General features: G+C 42.1%; 20 protein-coding genes. 4 read left to right on the forward strand and 16 right to left on the reverse strand.

Features of this window, described 5'->3' with window-relative positions; translation table 11 throughout:
• Positions 1 to 61: 61 nt before the first annotated feature.
• From NSQ70_RS12270 to NSQ70_RS12295, 6 genes are all read right to left on the reverse strand, one after another.
• Positions 62 to 574, reverse strand: a complete 513-nt coding sequence (locus tag NSQ70_RS12270; protein WP_008342729.1) for an adenine phosphoribosyltransferase — start codon at positions 572 to 574, stop codon at positions 62 to 64.
• A gap of 23 nt (positions 575 to 597) precedes the next feature.
• Entirely contained in the window at positions 598 to 2,931 is a 2,334-nt protein-coding gene (recJ, locus tag NSQ70_RS12275) for a single-stranded-DNA-specific exonuclease RecJ (RefSeq protein ID WP_039167070.1), read from the reverse strand.
• A gap of 81 nt (positions 2,932 to 3,012) precedes the next feature.
• Positions 3,013 to 3,369, reverse strand: a complete 357-nt coding sequence (locus NSQ70_RS12280) for a lipopolysaccharide assembly protein LapA domain-containing protein (protein WP_025207709.1) — start codon at positions 3,367 to 3,369, stop codon at positions 3,013 to 3,015.
• Between the two features lie 99 nt (positions 3,370 to 3,468).
• Positions 3,469 to 3,957 carry a cation:proton antiporter regulatory subunit gene (locus NSQ70_RS12285; RefSeq protein ID WP_008342734.1) on the reverse strand — a complete coding sequence of 163 codons (489 nt, stop codon included), beginning with the start codon at positions 3,955 to 3,957 and terminating at the stop codon, positions 3,469 to 3,471.
• Between the two features lie 200 nt (positions 3,958 to 4,157).
• Entirely contained in the window at positions 4,158 to 6,386 is a 2,229-nt protein-coding gene (secDF, locus tag NSQ70_RS12290; RefSeq protein WP_081114279.1) for a protein translocase subunit SecDF, read from the reverse strand.
• Positions 6,387 to 6,427: 41 nt separating this feature from the next.
• Complete coding sequence (locus NSQ70_RS12295) at positions 6,428 to 6,724, reverse strand: post-transcriptional regulator (RefSeq protein ID WP_003216788.1); 297 nt, start codon at positions 6,722 to 6,724, stop codon at positions 6,428 to 6,430.
• Between the two features lie 116 nt (positions 6,725 to 6,840).
• Between NSQ70_RS12295 and spoVB the strand changes: the two genes are divergently transcribed.
• Positions 6,841 to 8,391, forward strand: coding sequence for a stage V sporulation protein B (spoVB, locus tag NSQ70_RS12300; RefSeq protein WP_019743030.1), 1,551 nt, complete (start codon positions 6,841 to 6,843; stop codon positions 8,389 to 8,391).
• Position 8,392: 1 nt separating this feature from the next.
• Here spoVB and NSQ70_RS12305 read toward each other — a convergent pair whose 3' ends face one another.
• On the reverse strand, positions 8,393 to 9,055 hold the full coding sequence (locus NSQ70_RS12305) for a DUF421 domain-containing protein (protein WP_024718383.1): 663 nt from the start codon (positions 9,053 to 9,055) through the stop codon (positions 8,393 to 8,395).
• Between the two features lie 165 nt (positions 9,056 to 9,220).
• Here NSQ70_RS12305 and NSQ70_RS12310 point away from each other — a divergent pair, with 165 nt between their 5' ends.
• Positions 9,221 to 9,598: a TIGR04086 family membrane protein gene (locus NSQ70_RS12310; protein ID WP_007501492.1), complete on the forward strand. Its 378-nt coding sequence runs from the start codon at positions 9,221 to 9,223 to the stop codon at positions 9,596 to 9,598.
• A 49-nt stretch (positions 9,599 to 9,647) separates the two neighbouring features.
• Here the strand turns inward: NSQ70_RS12310 and yajC are convergent, their stop codons facing one another.
• The 7 genes from yajC to NSQ70_RS12345 form a co-directional block, all read right to left on the reverse strand.
• On the reverse strand, positions 9,648 to 9,914 hold the full coding sequence (yajC, locus tag NSQ70_RS12315; protein WP_003216659.1) for a preprotein translocase subunit YajC: 267 nt from the start codon (positions 9,912 to 9,914) through the stop codon (positions 9,648 to 9,650).
• Between the two features lie 47 nt (positions 9,915 to 9,961).
• Positions 9,962 to 11,107, reverse strand: coding sequence for a tRNA guanosine(34) transglycosylase Tgt (gene tgt / locus NSQ70_RS12320; RefSeq protein ID WP_008342748.1), 1,146 nt, complete (start codon positions 11,105 to 11,107; stop codon positions 9,962 to 9,964).
• Between the two features lie 31 nt (positions 11,108 to 11,138).
• Positions 11,139 to 12,167, reverse strand: coding sequence for a tRNA preQ1(34) S-adenosylmethionine ribosyltransferase-isomerase QueA (gene queA, locus NSQ70_RS12325; protein ID WP_039167059.1), 1,029 nt, complete (start codon positions 12,165 to 12,167; stop codon positions 11,139 to 11,141).
• Between the two features lie 34 nt (positions 12,168 to 12,201).
• The gene (locus NSQ70_RS12330; protein ID WP_008342752.1) at positions 12,202 to 12,402 is read right to left on the reverse strand and encodes a DUF2905 domain-containing protein; all 201 of its coding nucleotides are present in this window, start codon (positions 12,400 to 12,402) and stop codon (positions 12,202 to 12,204) included.
• A complete protein-coding gene (gene ruvB / locus NSQ70_RS12335; RefSeq protein WP_007501501.1) occupies positions 12,395 to 13,399 on the reverse strand; it encodes a Holliday junction branch migration DNA helicase RuvB in 1,005 nt (334 codons plus the stop codon). Before ruvB ends, NSQ70_RS12330 begins: the two co-directional genes overlap by 8 nt.
• Positions 13,400 to 13,410: 11 nt before the next feature.
• Entirely contained in the window at positions 13,411 to 14,016 is a 606-nt protein-coding gene (gene ruvA, locus NSQ70_RS12340) for a Holliday junction branch migration protein RuvA (RefSeq protein WP_047947106.1), read from the reverse strand.
• A 147-nt stretch (positions 14,017 to 14,163) separates the two neighbouring features.
• Entirely contained in the window at positions 14,164 to 14,676 is a 513-nt protein-coding gene (locus NSQ70_RS12345; protein ID WP_008342756.1) for an intercompartmental signaling factor BofC, read from the reverse strand.
• Between the two features lie 226 nt (positions 14,677 to 14,902).
• On the opposite strand from NSQ70_RS12345, the gene NSQ70_RS12350 reads away from it, so the two are divergent.
• Positions 14,903 to 15,547 carry a protein kinase family protein gene (locus NSQ70_RS12350; protein WP_342502185.1) on the forward strand — a complete coding sequence of 215 codons (645 nt, stop codon included), beginning with the start codon at positions 14,903 to 14,905 and terminating at the stop codon, positions 15,545 to 15,547.
• Between the two features lie 232 nt (positions 15,548 to 15,779).
• Here NSQ70_RS12350 and NSQ70_RS12355 read toward each other — a convergent pair whose 3' ends face one another.
• The gene (locus NSQ70_RS12355; RefSeq protein WP_008342761.1) at positions 15,780 to 15,962 is read right to left on the reverse strand and encodes a hypothetical protein; all 183 of its coding nucleotides are present in this window, start codon (positions 15,960 to 15,962) and stop codon (positions 15,780 to 15,782) included.
• 192 nt (positions 15,963 to 16,154) lie between these two features.
• On the opposite strand from NSQ70_RS12355, the gene NSQ70_RS12360 reads away from it, so the two are divergent.
• The gene (locus tag NSQ70_RS12360; RefSeq protein ID WP_017367715.1) at positions 16,155 to 16,304 is read left to right on the forward strand and encodes a hypothetical protein; all 150 of its coding nucleotides are present in this window, start codon (positions 16,155 to 16,157) and stop codon (positions 16,302 to 16,304) included.
• Positions 16,305 to 16,335: 31 nt separating this feature from the next.
• On the opposite strand, the gene thiC is transcribed toward NSQ70_RS12360, so the two are convergent.
• Positions 16,336 to 18,096, reverse strand: coding sequence for a phosphomethylpyrimidine synthase ThiC (thiC, locus tag NSQ70_RS12365; RefSeq protein WP_138278791.1), 1,761 nt, complete (start codon positions 18,094 to 18,096; stop codon positions 16,336 to 16,338).
• Positions 18,097 to 18,213 lie beyond the last annotated feature (117 nt).

Consider the following 18,213-nt stretch of genomic DNA (forward strand, 5'->3'; position numbering starts at 1 on the left):
AAAAGATTTTTGATAGGAAAAAAGCACCCTTCTTACTGAGTGCTTTTTGCGTAAAACTCCATTAGTATTGCATTAACGTCAAGATGTCGTAACCGTCAAGCTTCTTTCTGCCATCAAGATACGTCAGCTCAATTAAAAATGCAATCCCTGCCACAACGCCGCCTAATTCCTCAACCAGCTTGATGGATGCTTCAATCGTTCCACCTGTCGCAAGCAAATCATCTGTGATCAGTACACGCTGACCAGGACGAATTGCATCTTTATGAATCGTTAATACATCTTTACCGTATTCCAAACCGTAATCGACTTTGATGACTTCACGAGGAAGCTTTCCTTCTTTACGAACTGGGGCAAAACCTACACCAAGTGCGTATGCTACAGGGCAGCCAATAATGAATCCACGCGCTTCAGGTCCAACAATGAGATCAATGTCTCTTTCCTTCGCGTATTCAACGATTTGATCCGTTGCATAACGGTACACTTCGCCTTTATCCATTAACGTTGTAATATCTTTAAATTGTACACCTTCCTTTGGGTAGTCAGGTACAACTGTCACATATTGTTTTAAATCCATCTTTTCCTTTTCCTCCTCGTACGTCAAAGCACAGGTGAGACTTCGCTCATCATGCTATTCAGCCATTCCTTCAGCTCTTTGGCTGAGGAATATGTTAGTGTTTGATCGAGTTCCATCAATCGTTGTTTTGCTGTATAAGACGATGATGCGGTTAAATCTTTTTTAGGGGCATCACGCACTATTGACAGCACACCATTCTCTATTTTAACAAAACCGAGTTCAAAAAACACCTTTGTCATAAAAATGATTGTATCTTTTGTCCAACCTCTATGTTTGGCAAGCTCCATGCCTTGTTCTTTAATAGGAAAACTTCCCCGTTTGAACAAGAACCCATAAAACCATTTGAATTGATCACGGCTCGGGAATGAGGACATAAAGTGATCTTCTTTCCGCTGAAACACCGTATAAATTCTTGCTGGTTGTTGATTTTCTAAAAGCAGCTTGAGCAAGTGTTCATCGGCAGGAACATCGGCAAAGATCACATACTTTTCCTGCACATCAAACGTGGATACATTTTCTGCATCAATAAGGTGAATCGGAATATCCACCAGCTCCGATTGCTTTTTTGTTTCTTCGTCAAAACAGAAGACCATCGTTTTTGCTGGATCAAGTGTTGATACTTTCTTTTCCCAATCTTTTTTCCCGCGTAAATCAAACAGCTGCCATTCATCGACTCTAGCGTCTTTTAGCATGAGCTGAGGTTTCTTTCGGTTATTCCATTCATTAATCGAGACCTCACCAACGACAGAAATTTGACTCCCTGGGACAAGTTCTTCTTTTAGCTTGCCTTGGTGAAAACCGACACAGTCGAGCAGCTTGTCTTCGTCTTTTAGTGACATTTTAATGTGATTTTGATTGGCCCCGATCGTTCGGATGTCTTCAAGCTGGGCGTCTTCAATCATAATGAACGGCTTAGGATTCTGCATGCCAAACGGGGACAGCAGTCCCACTTCTTCAATGGCTTGCACCGTCATTTCGTCCACTTTACATACTGCATCGACCCGTTGAATTGGAATAAAATCTTCTTCTGTCAACGTTTCATTTGCATATTGATTCAATCTTTCCCTAAGTAAAGGAACATCATCCGCTTGAAGTGTCATTCCTGCTGCCATCGGGTGTCCACCGAAATGCGGCAGGATGTCACGGCACTTGCTCAAATGAAAAAACAAATCAAAGCCAGGAATACTTCGTGCTGACCCTTTCGCCATCTGCGTTTCTTCATCTATTCCAAGCACAATCGCCGGACGAGAAAATGTATCCGTCAATTTTGAGGCAACAATGCCGACAACGCCTGGATTCCAGCCAGCTTTTGCTACGACGATAGCAGACTGGTCAGCGCCTGTCTCTTCGACCATTTGAATGGCTTCTTCCGTGATCGTACTCACAATTTTCTGCCGTTCTTTGTTCAATTCTTGTACAAAACGAGCGAGTTCTTCTGCTTCATCCATATCCTCAGTCATGAGAAGATGAACAGCCGGATCTGCCTGCTCAATTCGTCCAACAGCATTCAGCCTTGGCGCAATTTGAAAGCCGACCGTTTCCTCATTTGCTTCTTCAAGAGTGGCGCCTGCTTCTTTTAATAACGCTTTTAACCCAGGCCGTCTAGATTGACGAAGCTGCATTAGGCCTTTTTTTGCAAGCCATCTATTTTCATCATGCAGCGGGACAAGATCCGCAATTGTACCGATTGCAGCAAGATCTAATAATTCTACTGGGAGTTTACCGAGGAGTGCATGTGCCACTTTAAACGCCACACCGACACCCGCCAGCTCTTTAAACGGATACTCACACCCAGGCTGCTTAGGATGTACAATCGCAAGTGCCTCAGGCAGTTCCTCGCTTGGTTCATGGTGATCTGTGATGATCAGGTCTAATCCTATTTCTTTTGCAATACGTGCTTCATTTACAGCAGCGATCCCTGTATCCACGGTGATGACAAGCGATGCTCCTTGCTCTTTGATATATCGGAAAGCCTGTTCGTTTGGCCCATATCCTTCTTTAAATCGATCTGGAATATAAAAGTCTACCTTCGCAGATCGTTCTTTAAGTGTATGTAAAAGTACAGAAGTACTTGTCACACCATCTGCATCATAATCTCCGAAGATCACAATCGATTCCTGCTCTTCGATCGCTTTGTTGATGCGCTCTACTGCTTCTTTCATTCCTTTTAATAAGAATGGATCATGAAATTCGGCTTTTTGATCAAATAAAAAAGACCTCGCTTCTTCTACTTCTTCGAGTCCTCTTTGTACAAGAAGTGATGCAGTCAGCGCTGAAATATTCAGATTTTCAGAGAGTGATTTCACTTTTTCTTCGCTAGGATGTTCATATTCCCAACGCATTTTGGATAATAACATAAATTCACCCCTCAACCACACTATTATACTAGAGTGGACTGAGGGGTTTCAATTTTTATTTTATGAAATTGTACTGGAAGATTATTTTTCCTTCCGGTCAAAAGACGCTGGCTGTTCTTTTAAAGGTGTGACATTCGTTTTCTTTTGAACGTCCTTGTCTACCTTTTTTGGAGAAGCAGTAGGGGCAGTCACAGTGGCCGCACGTTCAGCTTTTAATGCTTTTAATTCACGTTTCAGTTTCACAATTTGGAAAATCCCCGCAAAAGCCACAATGAGTCCGCCCATCAGAACAGAACCGATAATGACAAGGATCAGCGGCCATTCAGCCGTTCCAAATAAGTAGTCTACCTGTACAGGCCGCACGTTAATAACAGCAAATACTGAGACAATTAATACGAAAATAAATGCGAGTATGATGGTCCATTGTTGTTTATTCATCTACAAATCCCCCAAGCTTTTTCTTTTATTCTTCCCTCTTTCTTGTCCTTTTTAAACACCGAAAGAACATGGCGGAAGGTTTTCTATCAGCATGGGCGCTTAGCTGCTGAGTTTTTCTTTAATAAGGCTCTTTAATTCTTTTCTTTCTCCAGAGATGACAAGGGTGTCTCCTTCTTCAATCACCGTATCTGGTCCTGGATTTAAAATTTTCTCATGTGATTTTCTCACAATGGCAATGACTGTTACTTGATAGTTTTGGCGAACACTCAGGTCTCCGATCGTCTGGTTAACAGCCGGTGCGTTCTTTTCAATCTTAAACCATTCAATGATGAGTTCATCAATGGCCACCTCCACTGTCTCAAGCGCTTTTGGTTTATAGACCATGCCGCCTAAAATAGCCGAGATTTGTCTTGCTTCTTCATCGCTAAGCAAGATACCAGAAATACATTCTTCGTGATCATCTTCTTGAAAATGATACATCTCTCTTCTGCCGTCATCATGTGTGATAATGGCAAGCTTCTCATTATTTCTTGTGATCATTTCGGCTTTGTGACCGATACCTGGCAGTTCAGTTTCCCGAACCTTCATAACAGCCCCTCCAATGAATAAAAGCGAAATGCCCCAAACAGACACTTGCTTTCTATACTGATCTAAACGTATGTCATTATAGCAAAAGACCATTTCAAGATCAATGAAACCCGAAATGTTTTTACATATCATCTTATTGTTGTGACGATGACAAGTATGATGCATGAAAAAAAGACTGCCAAGCTGGCAGTCTTTCTTGTTTAAATATCTTGTTCTGTGTCGATTTTCGCCGGCTTTTTCAGCTCACGACCTTTCCAAATCAGCCAAATTTGTGCCGCAATGTAAAGGGATGAATACACCCCTGTTAATAGGCCGACAAGTAAGGCAATGGAGAAGTTTGTAATAGATGCTGAACCGAAAATGAGAAGTGCAATCACCACTACAAGTACGGTAAGCACGGTGTTCACAGAACGCGTAAAGGTTTGCTGTAAACTTAAATTCACAATGTACGATAAATCTTCGATCGTTTTCGGTTTGCGCTTCTTCATTTGCTCACGCACCCTGTCGAAGGTGACAATCGTGTCATTGATTGAGTACCCAATGACTGTGAGTATCGCTGCAATGAAGGTGACATCCACCTCTAAACGCGTAATGCTAAAGAAGGCAACGATAAAGAATGCGTCGTATAGCAGAGAGACAATCGCTGCAATCGCCATTTTATACTCAAATCGGATAGATACATATAAGATAATCCCGATCGAAGCAATGATGACAGCGTATAATGCGTTACGCGCAAGCTCTTTTCCGACCGTCGGAGACACTGTACTTACGTTAGGCTCCGTTCCGTATTTATCTTTGAAATAATCTTTCACTTCAGCAATTTTTTCTTTATTCGGAACACCGACAAATCGAGCTGCTGCTTGATTTTCTTTTTGCCCCGATAACACAACACTGTCTGTCTCAAGGTCTAGCTTTTTAAAGTCTTGCTCCACCTGTTCTGTTGACAGTTTATGGTCACTTTGAATATCAACTCTAGTACCACTTGCAAAGTCAATACCTGCATTGAGCTTGAAGATCGACAGCACAATGATTCCAGCAATGGTAATGGCTGCTGAGAAAATCATAAAGCCTTTACGTTTGCTGACGAAATCCCATTTATCAAATGGTGTTTTCGGTTCAGTATTTTCAGTTGTTTCATGAATATCAATGATGTCTTTCTGACGAACACCAAACCAGCCTTTTCTGCGATCGAGATAACGGCTTTCTACAAGTAAGCCAAGAAGGAATCTTGATAGGAAGACAGCCGTGATAAAGCTTGTCAAAATCGATAGGATAAGCATGGTTGCAAACCCTTTGACAGAGCTTGTTCCAAAGAAGAATAGAACCCCGCCGGCAATAATACTTGTTAAGTTTGCATCAAAGATCGTGGCAAACGATCTGCGGTTACCCGATCTGAAAGCAGAACGGACAGATTTACCGAGCTTGAGCTCTTCTTTAATCCGCTCATACGTAATAATGTTGGCATCGACAGCCATCCCTACACCAAGAATCAATGCAGCGATTCCAGGCAGTGTCATGACGGCGCCCATCCAGTCAAAGACTTGCAATGTGATATAGATATAAGCTGACAGTGTAATGACAGCAACAAGACCTGGTAATCGGTAATAAAACAGCATGAATAAGAAGATAAATGCTATTCCTACAATTCCTGCGAAGACTGTTTCGTTTAGTGCTTGCTCACCAAACTGTGCACTCACAGATGTTGAATATTTTTCGGTTAATTTTACTGGCAAAGCGCCGGCATTTAAAATGCTCGCAAGGTCTTTTGCCTCTTGAACCGTAAAGTTTCCTTCGATTTGTACGTCACTGCTGTTAATTTCTTGGTTTACATTCGGCGCAGATACATACTTATGATTTGATTTAGAGACTTCTTTTTTGAAAGAATCTCCCTTATGATAATCAAGCCAAATGACAAGCTGATTGTTTGGTGCCATCGCCGCTACTTTTTTTGTCACGTCACCAAACTTTTTCGCATCCTTTAGTTTGACCGTCACGATCGGCTCATTCGTTTGATTGAATGTTTGTTTTGCACCATTTTCAACAAGATCAGATCCGTTTAGGAGTTCTTTGTCATTCGTATCTCTGAAGGAAAGCTGTGCTTCAGTCGATAGAATCTCCCGTGCTCTGTTTTGATCTTTTACACCCGCAAGCTGTACGCGGATACGGTTGTTTCCTTCAATCGAAATGTTCGGCTCACTGACCCCAAGCACGTTGGCTCTTCGGTTTAAAGCCTCTACTGTACTGACGAGAACACCATTTGTGATCTTGTCTTCTTTTTTCACTGGGTGTACATCATACAGAACCTCAAATCCACCCTGTAAGTCCAGCCCTAGCGTCATATCTTTCGCAACGGGCTTCGTTAATAAGCCCACACCAGTTCCGATTAACAGAACCACTAAGAAAAACGCAAGTATGCGCCCTTTTTTCATTATGTATTTCCTCCTTAAACACCTGAATCCATTTAGATGGCTTATTTCAACAGTTCGTCCAGCATATTCTTGCCATCTTCACTGTCCAAAAAAGCAGACGTTTTGAACGACTGAACGGTTGCATAGTTCATAAATTCGCCAATTTTCACAGATAAAATATCTGCAACCATTTCATGAATCGGATACTCTTGTTTTTTCTTCCACTTCTTATTCTCTAAGTATGACCATAATTCCTCTAAATCTACATCTTTATAGCCCAAAACGATGAATTCTTCAAGCTTACTGAACAGAAAAGGCTTTAGATGGTCTTTGTATATAGCAGCCGGATGTTGTGTCATTGTGAGGCTCCCCCTTTTCAGTTTTTTATCGAGAGACTTGTCATGCTTGGACGATATACACGCATATCTTATTGTATATGATTCTATGTCGTTTGAGAAGGCAGGTGATCTGTGATTTGACGAAGCAAACGTTTTTAAAAGGGACGATTATTTTAATTTTAGCAGGTTTTATTACAAGAATATTGGGTTTTGTCAATCGAATTGTGATTGCAAGGTTCATTGGTGAAGAAGGCGTAGGGCTTTATATGATGGCAGCGCCTACCTTTTTTCTCGCCGTGACGCTGACACAATTCGGACTTCCTGTTGCTATTAGTAAGCTAGTCGCAGAAGCAGAAGCCCGTGGTGACAAACAGAAAACAAAACGCATTCTAGTGATGTCCCTTGCGATAACAGGAACACTCAGCCTGATTTTCACGCCGCTCTTTTTATGGTTTGCCCCTATTATGGCGGAAAATATGCTGACAGATCCTAGAACGGTCTATCCTCTGCTTGCCATTACACCCGTCGTACCCGTTATTGCGATCTCTAGTGTGTTAAGGGGCTATTTCCAAGGAAGACAGCAAATGAGCCCGCTTGCGATGTCGCAAGTACTAGAACAGGTCGCAAGAATTTCACTCGTGGCAGTATGTACAACAGCGTTCCTGCCTTATGGAATTGAATACGCAGCAGCAGGCGCCATGATTTCATCTGTCATCGGCGAAATGATTTCACTTGCTTACTTACTGATTGCCTTTCGTTATAAAAAGACCATCCGTATCCGAAAACGTTTTTTCAAGGCAATTCATGATGGGAAGGATACGTTTAAGCAGCTCATGAGTATTGCCCTGCCAACGACAGGCAGCCGTTTCATCGGCAATATCTCTTGGTTTTTAGAACCGATTGTAGTCGCGCAAAGCCTTGCGATTGCCGGTTATGCAGCTGTGGAAGCAACAAGGCAGTATGGAGAATTGACGGGACTTGCGCTCACCCTTTTGACACTTCCTAGTTTTATCACGTATTCTCTCTCCACCGCACTAGTTCCAGCGATTAGTGAGGGGATGGAACAGAACAAACGCAAAACGGTCGAATACCGGCTCAAGCAGGCGATGCGCCTTTGTTTATTAAGCGGGGGCATTTCATGTATTATCCTTTTCGTGTATGCAGAAAATTTAACCCTCTTCATGTATGGTTCATCTCATGCCGCTGTCTATGTAAAATTCATGGCGCCCTTCTTTTTGCTCTATTACTTTCAAGGGCCGCTGCAGGCTGTCCTTCAAGCATTAAATTTAGCGGGGGCAGCGATGACCAACAGTTTGATAGGAGCTGTTGTGAAAACGGGCATGATCTTTGTTCTTGCTTCACAGCCAAGCTTTGGCATTATGGGCGCAGCGCTTGCGATACTCATCGGCATCGTCCTTGTCACGTTGCTCCATGCGGCAACTGTCGGTAAAGTGCTGCCTATTCATTTACCATTAAAAGAATATGGACTTTGCGTCCTTGTAATCATCGGCACTGGGGCAGTCAGCTTATGGATGAAACATCAAGCGAGCGGACTCTTTTCCGCACCTTTAGAGCTTGTCATGATGATCTTTTTGACGTGCGTGCTGTATGTCATTCTATTAATCTGTCTTGGGCTAGTGAAACGAGAAGAGCTGCGCCGCATCCCGTTTATTGGGAAGCTGCTGTAGCTCATCTTTTCTTTATAATTTCATCTTTCAAATCAATATAAAAATTCTTCTGATTAAAGCTGCAGTAAGAGATTTGCTCGATATCATGATAGCCTCTTTTGGCAAGCTCCTTTATCAGCCACTGTTCATCATGGTTGATCTGCTTGAGATGATCATGTTGAACCACACCGTCTGCAATAAGCGGGAGCTCAAGCGCTGCATGTTTGCGCTTGTTTTCTTTTTCAACAACGGCGAGCTTTCCTGAAGGCTCTAAGATGGCATATGAGACATCCTGGATACTATCGATGTTATTTTCTCTTAATTGAATCAGCAAATCATCAAAATTGTATCGCTGTTTTCTCATCGCACCCTCGTCTATTTTTCCGTTGATGATGAGCAGGGCCGGCTTACCGTCGAGAAAACGACGGACACCTTGGAATTTTAATGACAAATAGGCAAGGGTGATTTGAATGAAGGTTAACAGCAGGATCGGCCATACTGTATGTAACATGTGATCCTCTACTTCTTCTATGGCGAGCACCGCAATTTCAGCGATCATCATAAAAATAACAAGATCTAAAATACTCAGTTCCCCAATCTCCCTTTTGCCCATTAAACGAAAGATAAACCAAATGAGAAAATATAAAATGATCGTTCTCATGGAGATAATTAAGATGTCCTGCATATGATGTAAACCCTCCTTCTCCACCATAGCTTGTGTCAAAACACTTTATTTATGTAGAAAAGAAAGCCTGGGTTTTTATCACGAGAAACATGTCTATTTTTTCTTCTCCGTGAATACATTTTAGTAAAAGACAAGCTTCGGTCAATTGGAGAGGAGACGAATCACATGCAGGAAACGAAACAAATAGGAAAAGGCATTTTATCTGGCTTAATTGCTATTTTTGTCGTGATGATTGTCACAAGCTTACTTGTATCACTGATGCTTACCTTCACAAGTATGCAGGAATCATCGTTTAAATGGATGATCATGATCTTGTCCTTTGCGGCACTTTTTCTAGGAGGAATGATTTCTGGAGGGAAAGCAAAGGAACGGGGCTGGCTCATTGGCGCCATGACCTCTTTTATCTTTTCACTCACTGTTTTTTTATTTCAATATTTAGGGTTTGGAGAAACCTTTTCACCAGAACAATTCATCTATCATGCAGCCTTTTTGGGAATTTGTATGCTAGGGGGAATGATTGGCGTTAATCTTCGGGGCAAATAAAAAAAGAGCGAATGATATCGCTCTTTTTTTATCGCTATGTATTGGAGGATTAACCTTTGTCAGCTAATTCTCTAATAGCACGTCGGTCGAAAGTTAAACGGTTGTTTTCGCTTGTTTTGATGACCACTTTTGATTCATCAATGTAGTCGATTTCACCGTGTAAACCACCGATTGTGACGATTTTATCGCCTTTTGATAAAGATTGCTGCATCTGACGCACAGCTTTTTGTTGCTTTTGCTGTGGACGGATTAACAAGAAGTAAAGCACAGCAAACATGACAACAATCATAATGATTGAACCCATACCACCATCCATTCTATCTCACCCCTTTCTAAAGCATTGTAAAGCTTTTCGTTTATGCGTTAAAAGTTTTTCGCATTCGGCTTGTTAAAGCCATAACGCTCAAAAAACTCTTCTCTAAAATCACCTAAACGATCCTCACGGATAGCTTCTCTCACTTGCTCCATTAATTTTAACAGAAAATGAAGATTATGATAAGTTGTTAATCGAATTCCGAACGTCTCATTTGTACGGATCAAATGTCTAATATAAGCGCGTGTGTAATTTTTACATGTGTAGCAGTCACAGTTTTCATCGATTGGTCTGAAATCACGCTCATATTTAGCATTTTTCACAACAAGGCGTCCTTCACTTGTCATGAGCGTACCATTTCTTGCAATTCGCGTTGGCAGTACACAGTCAAACATATCGACACCGCGAATCGCGCCGTCAATTAATGAATCTGGTGAGCCGACACCCATTAAGTACCTCGGCTTGTCATCCGGTAAAAATGGCGTTGTAAACTCCAGCACTCGGTTCATCACGTCTTTTGGTTCACCAACAGATAAACCTCCAATGGCATAGCCTGGGAAATCAAGTGAAACAAGATCTTTTGCACTTTGTTTACGAAGCTCTTCGTACTCTCCGCCCTGTACAATGCCAAACAGTCCTTGATCCTCTGGACGCTGGTGCGCTGTTAAGCAGCGCTCTGCCCATCTGCTTGTCCGCTCTACAGAACGTTTCATATAATCGTACTCTGCTGGGTACGGAGGACATTCGTCAAATGCCATCATAATATCTGAGCCGAGCGCATTTTGAATCTCCATCGCTTTTTCAGGAGAAAGGAACAACTTATCTCCATTTAAGTGATTACGGAAGTGAACGCCTTCCTCTTCAATTTTTCTAAATTCACTTAAAGAAAACACCTGGAATCCGCCTGAATCAGTGAGAATCGCTCGATCCCAGTTCATAAATTTGTGCAGACCGCCTGCTTCTTTGACAATGTCATGCCCCGGGCGCAGCCATAGATGATACGTATTGCTTAAAATGATGCCTGCTTCCATCGCTTTTAACTCTTCAGGCGCCATTGTTTTCACTGTAGCCAGTGTACCAACTGGCATAAATACAGGTGTTTCAAAGGAGCCGTGCGGTGTATGAACGCGTCCAAGACGTGCACCTGTTTGTTTGCATGATTTAATGAACTCATAACGTATCGGTAATTGCGACAAAAATGAGCCCTCCTGTCTTTGTTGTATGATGTTATTGAATCAGCATGGCATCGCCAAAACTGAAAAATCGGTATTCCTCTTTTACAGCCTCATTGTACGCTTTTAGGACGTGTTCTCGTCCAGCTAATGCACTGACAAGCATAATTAAAGACGATTTTGGCAAGTGGAAATTCGTGATCATGCCATCAATTGCCTTAAATGTATAGCCTGGATAAATAAAAATCGACGTCCAGCCGCTTGACGCTTTGAATTCACCATCATAAGCACTTGCAATGGTTTCAAGCGTTCTTGTCGAAGTTGTTCCGACTGAAATAATCCGCCCGCCTTCCTTGCGCACGCGATTAAGCTCTTCTGCCGTTTCTTCATTCATTTCGTAAAACTCTGCGTGCATTTCATGTTCTTCAATGCGTTCAGCACTGACCGGTCGAAATGTGCCAAGCCCTACATGGAGCGTAATAAACGCAATATGCACTCCTTTTGCTTTCAGTGCATCCAGCAGTTCATTTGTAAAGTGAAGACCGGCAGTAGGCGCAGCAGCCGAACCAACCTCTTTGGAATAAACGGTTTGATAACGCTCACGATCGTCAAGCTGCTCTTTAATGTACGGAGGCAGCGGCATTTCACCTAAAGATTCAAGTACTTCATAAAAAATGCCTGTATACTGAAACTCAACTTTTCTTCCGCCATGTTCCAGTTCTTCTGTACATACCGCTTTTAATCGTCCATCACCAAATGTAATGACTGTTCCGTTTTTCACACGTTTTGCTGGTTTCACGAGTGTTTCCCATTTGTCTCCTTCTTCTTGTTTCAAAAGAAGCAGCTCCACTTTAGCACCCGTATCCTCTTTCGTTCCAAACAGACGTGCAGGCAATACACGTGTATTGTTTAAAACGAGACAATCACCCTTTTGAAAGTAATCTGTGATTTGCGAGAATGTATCATGTGTGATGTCACCTGTTTGTTTATGTAAGACCATCAGTCTTGATGCATCTCGTTTTTCAAGCGGCACTTGTGCAATCAATCTTTCTGGTAAATCAAAATCAAATAGTTCTAACTTCATTTCCTTCACCTATTCTGTAGTTAACTAGTTAACGTTATTTCATCCGTCCGAAGACATTGAGTAAAATGGTTAGGACGATGCTAATGACAATGCATGTAATCACAGGAAAAAAGAACGTTACGTTCCCTTTTTTCACGAAAATATCGCCTGGAAGTTTCCCAACCAATTGAAACACTAAACCTGCGGCAAAAAGGACACCACCTAAAATCATCAACATTTTAGGGAATTCAGTCACGAATCGGAACCTCCATATGAAAATGTTCATACGCTTCTCTTGTGACGACCCGCCCTCTTGGTGTTCTTTGCAGAAAACCAATTTGCAGTAAATACGGTTCGTACACATCTTCAATCGTATGTGATTCTTCTCCAATTGTCGCTGAGATCGTATCAAGTCCAACAGGACCGCCTCTAAATTTTTCAATCATACTTAAAAGCAGCTTATGATCGATATGATCAAGTCCGAGTCTGTCAACTTGCAGACGCTCAAGAGCATCTTCTGCAATGTCTTGTGTGATCGCATGATTTCCAAGCACCTGCGCAAAATCTCTTACTCTTCTGAGCAAACGATTGGCGACCCTCGGTGTGCCTCTAGATCTTCTTGCAATCTCTTCAGCTGAACGAATGTCGATCCCAATCTCAAACAGCTCGGCTGTTCTTGCTACAATGTGAGCCAAATCTCTTTGCTCATAGTATTCCAATCTTGCATGAACTCCAAACCTATCACGAAGCGGCGCTGTTAAAAGCCCAACACGGGTTGTAGCACCTACAAGCGTAAATGGCGGTAAATCAAGCCGCACAGAACGTGCTGTATCTCCTTTTCCAATCACGATATCTAGACAAAAGTCCTCCATCGCTGGATATAGCACTTCCTCTATTGAACGCTGCAAGCGATGAATTTCATCAATAAACAGAACATCGCCAGGTTCAAGAGATGTTAAGATCGCCGCCAAATCGCCAGGGCGTTCAATCGCCGGTCCAGACGTTGTACGCAGCTGAACATTCATTTCATTGGCAATGATCGACGCAAGCGTTGTTTTCCCAAGTCCCGGCGGTCCATATAAAAGGACGTGATCCAGCGTTTCCTGCCTCATTCGGGCAGCTTCAATAAATACGCTGAGATTATCCTTTACTTTCTGCTGGCCAATATATTGACTAAGCGTCTGTGGACGCAGACTTTGCTCAATGGCTGATTCATGGTTGTCTGCTTCAGTTGAGACGAGCCGTTCATCCATGAGACATCACCCTATTTCAACATTTTTTGTAAAGCTTTTTTCACATATTGATCGGTTGTCAGATTCTTCTCTTCTTTTAATAAAGGAAGAACCTTTTTGATTTCACGATCACCATACCCAAGGACACTTAAGGCTTCAACCGCTTCATCTAAAGCGCTTTGCTGTGTTTCAACCTGAATATGATCCTCGTGGTTAAATAAGTTTCCTATCATTTCAGGCACCACATCTGCGAGCTTCCCTTTCAGATCTAGAATGATCTGACGTGCTGTTTTTTTGCCAACACCCGGGAATTTAATGAGGAAAGCTTCATCCTCTCGTTCGATCGCTGAAATGACAGCGCCAGGGTCACCGGAAGCAAGAATCGCAAGCGCACCCTTCGGTCCAATGCCTGTGACATTTAACAGTTTTGTGAACAACGCTTTTTCTTCTCGTGTTTGGAATCCATATAACGAAAAAGCGTCTTCCTTTATGTAATGATACGTATAAATCGTTTCTTGTTTTGTTACTCGATAGATAAACGGATTTGGGGTATAGACTTGATATCCCACTCCGCCGTTTTCAATGACAACATATTGCGGGCACACATAATCAATGGTCCCTTTTACAAACTCTATCACCGTTTTCACCTCTTTGACTGTTCTCCATTGTAACATAAATCGAAGAGAAAACCGTAATAAAAGTTAACATACGTTCGCTCAGCCTTTTTTCATAGTCAACCCATGAAAAAGAGCTTGCGGTCTTCACACCAGCAAGCTGTCATACGATTAAAACGATTGTTCATTTCGGTAAGGTTTCATGACTTCAAGCACATGCTCAAATTCATCTTTTGTTCGAAACGGAATGCCTTGTGCAAGCTGCTGCTCTACATGACTTTCCAAGCGGGACGTATCAATTTGAAAAAAGAGATGAATAGGCTCCGCCCACCCGTCAGGCCTTCCATGAAACGTAGAAATCACGCCGTCTTCTGATAATCCGATATATCCATTTGCTTTACTCAAAGGCGATATATCGTCAATTTGCTTTCTAAAAAGGGCAAAATCCTCTCGCTGTTCTACCAATGTCCAGCCCTTATACTGGGCCCAAAATGTGTCTTTGTCTTCTAATGATGCCCGCTGTCTTTCAATACTTACATCGCCGTCTAGATAGACCTTTTCAAGCTGAACGTTGATGGTTTTTGACTCTTTTTGCAAGTGTTCTGCTGCTTCCATATCAACAGCGAAAAAGAGTACACTTGTCATGATAAGTCCTGTAACGAAATACTTTATTTTCACTTTCACTATTTACACCTCTTTAGAACATAAGATCGATGCATGACATATGTAGTTTGACCCATTTTGCTACACATTAACCAAATCGATGTCTTGACACATATTGAGAGTCTTTCGTTGTATCCTTCGTGCGTAAATGTTATGTTTTATACAATCCATTGCTCTACCGAATTACATGGTTTTTTCATCATTCGTTTTTCAGCCGCATAAACTGAAACCAAAGAAGGTGAAGTCAATGTCAGATGTCAAAAGATTAGCCGAATCGATTCAGTATCAAGAAGAAAAGCGTTTTAATAAGCTCGTCTTTAAACCGGCTGAGCTTGAGCTGTGCGGCAAAGGAAGAAGTGCCTATGTATTTTCATACAAAAAAGACGGCAAGAAAATGGCGTTAAAAGTCTTTTTTCCTTCTTATCGAAACATCGCCCGCAAAGAGGCTACAATTTATGAAAAACTTTCCGGCTCCTCCTATTATCCTGAGATTTATGAGTCTGGGGATCAGTATATTTTAATGGAATATATTAAAGGTTATACTTTCTATGAATGCCTGACAAAAGGAATTCCGATCAAAAAACAAATGATTGAACAAGTAGATAATGCATTGGAAGAAGCACGCGCGAAAGGTTTAAATCCTTCTGATATTCATCTGCGAAATTTAATTTTAACAAAGGATGGCCGCGTCAGGGTCATTGACGTCGCCCGCTTCACGCAAACGAAAACATGTCATCAATGGGATGATTTAAAAGCTGCATACGCCTATTATCAAAAACCTTTTTTCCCTAAAAAAGCGCCGCGTCTGTGGCTTGAAGTGATTGCCTATTTGTATAAGAAAAACTGGCTGTCTCGAGGTCAGCTGAACAACCGAAATGATTTTACTGCATAATGAAAGCCGCTCGAAAAGAGCGGCTTTCAGATTGTTGACAAAGGGCTAAAATGAACTTTATTTTAGCCCTTTGTCTTCTTTTCAGCGTGATCGAAAACCTTTGAATTCTAGGAAGGACGAGTACCGGCGCGGAGCGAATTTGACATTCGTGAGCACCGGCACGCAGGACTGACAAAGAATGCGAGGGTTTGTCTACACGCTGAAAGCCGCTCTCTTTGAGCGGCTTTCTGTTTTATTCTGTTTCTACATGGATACTATTCACATTTAATAGGTTAATGATTTCATTATTCAGCTTAAACCAATGATTGGCTTCCTCAATTTTTTTATACACATCATAGGTAGCTGGACGTTTCAGCTCGAAATCGAGCACTTCCCCATTGTTCATATGAAATGTTACCTTAAATACTTTCATCATAAGATCACCTTCCACTCTGTCTTGTTCACTAACCGAATCGGTCAGCTCTTTTCATTCATTCTCTATTCAATCCGTTTCCCCTGCTTCTTTCCTTCTAAACACAAGAAGTTTAAATTTTGTTTAAATTCGCACAACATATCTATCTATGTACTCTTCAAAAGAAGTATATTGAATGAAAAGGAGGCTACCTTTATGAAACAAAAGAAAAAACGAACATCTCCAGAGAGACAAACAGTCCTGTTTCATTTAACAGATGCCCTCATCCCAAGTGTTGAAACGATGGCGATTGCAGTAAGAGCATTTTTGCACCTCGTAAGAAAAGCCATTTCAGCCGTTTTATAAAACCCCGCACTAGAGGAGTGCGAGGTTTTTTTTAGGATTGATAGATTTGGCTGCCTTGATTGATAAACTCTTTTGCCTTCTTCTCCATCTCTCTTTTCACTTCTTCTGATTGGTTGCGGATGTCATGGGAAATTTTCATACTGCAAAACTTTGGTCCACACATGGAACAGAAATGAGCGGTTTTAGCACCTTCAGCAGGCAATGTTTCATCATGGAATGCCAGCGCTCGTTCTGGGTCAAGTGACAGGTGAAATTGATCCCGCCATCTGAATTCAAATCTCGCTTTCGATAAGGCATCATCACGCTTTTGAGCAGCAGGATGTCCTTTTGCTACATCAGCTGCATGTGCGGCAATTTTATAGGCGATGACGCCTTCTCTTACATCTTCTTTGTTCGGCAGACCTAAATGCTCTTTTGGTGTCACATAGCACAGCATGGCGGTTCCGTACCAGCCGATCATCGCCGCACCGATCGCGGATGTAATATGATCATATCCCGGTGCAATATCTGTTGTTAGAGGACCTAACGTATAAAAAGGTGCCTCTTTGCATATCTCCATCTGCTTATCGACATTCTCTTTGATTTTATCCATTGGAACATGACCAGGTCCTTCAATCATGACCTGTACATCATGTTTCCAAGCGATCTCTGTCAATTCCCCTAACGTTTCCAGCTCTGCAAACTGCGCTTCGTCATTTGCGTCCGCAATGGATCCCGGTCTGAGCCCGTCCCCAAGCGAAAAGGCAATGTCATACGTTTTCATGATTTCACAAATTTCTTCAAAATGGGTATACAGAAAGTTCTCTTGATGATGAGCGAGACACCATCTTGCCATAATGGCTCCGCCTCTTGAAACAATTCCTGTGACCCGGTCGACTGTGAGCGGAATATACCTTAACAGGACGCCCGCATGAATGGTGAAGTAGTCAACCCCTTGCTCTGCCTGTTCAATTAATGTGTCTCGGTATACTTCCCACGTCAAATTTTCTGCGATTCCATTCACTTTTTCAAGTGCCTGATAAATCGGGACAGTTCCTACTGGGACTGGGCAATTGCGGATAATCCATTCTCTCGTTGTATGAATATCCTTTCCTGTAGACAGGTCCATCATCGTATCTGCCCCCCATCTAATTGCCCATGTCATCTTCTCCACCTCTTCTTCAATGGACGACGTCACAGCTGAATTGCCAATATTCGCATTAATTTTCACGTGAAAATTCTTCCCGATGATCATCGGCTCACTTTCAGGATGGTTGATATTCGCTGGAATGACCGCTCTTCCACTAGCCACTTCCTCTCTAACAAACTCAGGACTTAGCTGTTCTCTCAAAGCGATAAACTCCATTTCAGGCGTAATGATCCCCTTTTTTGCATAATGCATTTGTGTCACACAAGCACCTTGTTTCCCGCGGAGCGGCACATGATGAAAATCTGTATGGGCAGCTTGAAAGGATTCTTTCCCATTCAAGCGATATCCATTATCTTCTGGCTTTACTTGACGCCCTTCATAGCTTTCAGTATCTTCTCTTTCTTTAATCCATTTTGATCTCAGGCGCTTTAATCCCTTTGTGACATCAATATGAGCCTCCTCATCTGTATACGGTCCACTTGTATCGTACACACGAATCGGTTCATTTTGGATATCACCTGCTTGTGTCACTGTATTTGTGAGCACGATTTCTCTTTTTGGCACCAAAATGTCAGGTCTTGAACCTTGTTCATATACCTTTCGACTGCCTTCAAAATTTGATAATAAAGATTGCGATGATGGAACATTTGTCTTTTCATTCATTTGCTGTTCTCTCCTTCTTTTCGTGTGACCGGTCAGGATGGAATCAGCACCAGCAAAAAACCAGATTCTATGTAAAGAACCTGGTTTCGTCGTCAGAAAAAAACATGTATGCCATTC

Origin of the sequence: Bacillus sp. FSL R5-0397 (genome assembly GCF_038593395.1) — a bacterium.
GTDB lineage: Bacteria > Bacillota > Bacilli > Bacillales > Bacillaceae > Bacillus > Bacillus altitudinis.

Bases quoted from the DNA above. Each gene is read 5' to 3' on its own strand.
- NSQ70_RS12305 (WP_024718383.1), bottom strand. From the start codon at position 9,055: ATGCAGGACATCTTAATTATCTCCATGAGAACGATCATTTTATATTTT.
- thiC (WP_138278791.1), bottom strand. From the start codon at position 18,096: ATGAATGAAAAGACAAATGTTCCATCATCGCAATCTTTATTATCAAAT.
- NSQ70_RS12270 (WP_008342729.1), bottom strand. From the start codon at position 574: ATGGATTTAAAACAATATGTGACAGTTGTACCTGACTACCCAAAGGAA.
- secDF (WP_081114279.1), bottom strand. From the start codon at position 6,386: ATGAAAAAAGGGCGCATACTTGCGTTTTTCTTAGTGGTTCTGTTAATC.
- ruvB (WP_007501501.1), bottom strand. From the start codon at position 13,399: ATGGATGAACGGCTCGTCTCAACTGAAGCAGACAACCATGAATCAGCC.
- yajC (WP_003216659.1), bottom strand. From the start codon at position 9,914: ATGGATGGTGGTATGGGTTCAATCATTATGATTGTTGTCATGTTTGCT.
- NSQ70_RS12285 (WP_008342734.1), bottom strand. From the start codon at position 3,957: ATGAAGGTTCGGGAAACTGAACTGCCAGGTATCGGTCACAAAGCCGAA.
- NSQ70_RS12360 (WP_017367715.1), top strand. From the start codon at position 16,155: ATGAAACAAAAGAAAAAACGAACATCTCCAGAGAGACAAACAGTCCTG.
- NSQ70_RS12280 (WP_025207709.1), bottom strand. From the start codon at position 3,369: ATGAATAAACAACAATGGACCATCATACTCGCATTTATTTTCGTATTA.
- NSQ70_RS12355 (WP_008342761.1), bottom strand. From the start codon at position 15,962: ATGATGAAAGTATTTAAGGTAACATTTCATATGAACAATGGGGAAGTG.
- NSQ70_RS12295 (WP_003216788.1), bottom strand. From the start codon at position 6,724: ATGACACAACATCCGGCTGCTATATACAAAGACCATCTAAAGCCTTTT.
- NSQ70_RS12310 (WP_007501492.1), top strand. From the start codon at position 9,221: ATGCAGGAAACGAAACAAATAGGAAAAGGCATTTTATCTGGCTTAATT.
- recJ (WP_039167070.1), bottom strand. From the start codon at position 2,931: ATGTTATTATCCAAAATGCGTTGGGAATATGAACATCCTAGCGAAGAA.
- queA (WP_039167059.1), bottom strand. From the start codon at position 12,167: ATGAAGTTAGAACTATTTGATTTTGATTTACCAGAAAGATTGATTGCA.
- NSQ70_RS12350 (WP_342502185.1), top strand. From the start codon at position 14,903: ATGTCAGATGTCAAAAGATTAGCCGAATCGATTCAGTATCAAGAAGAA.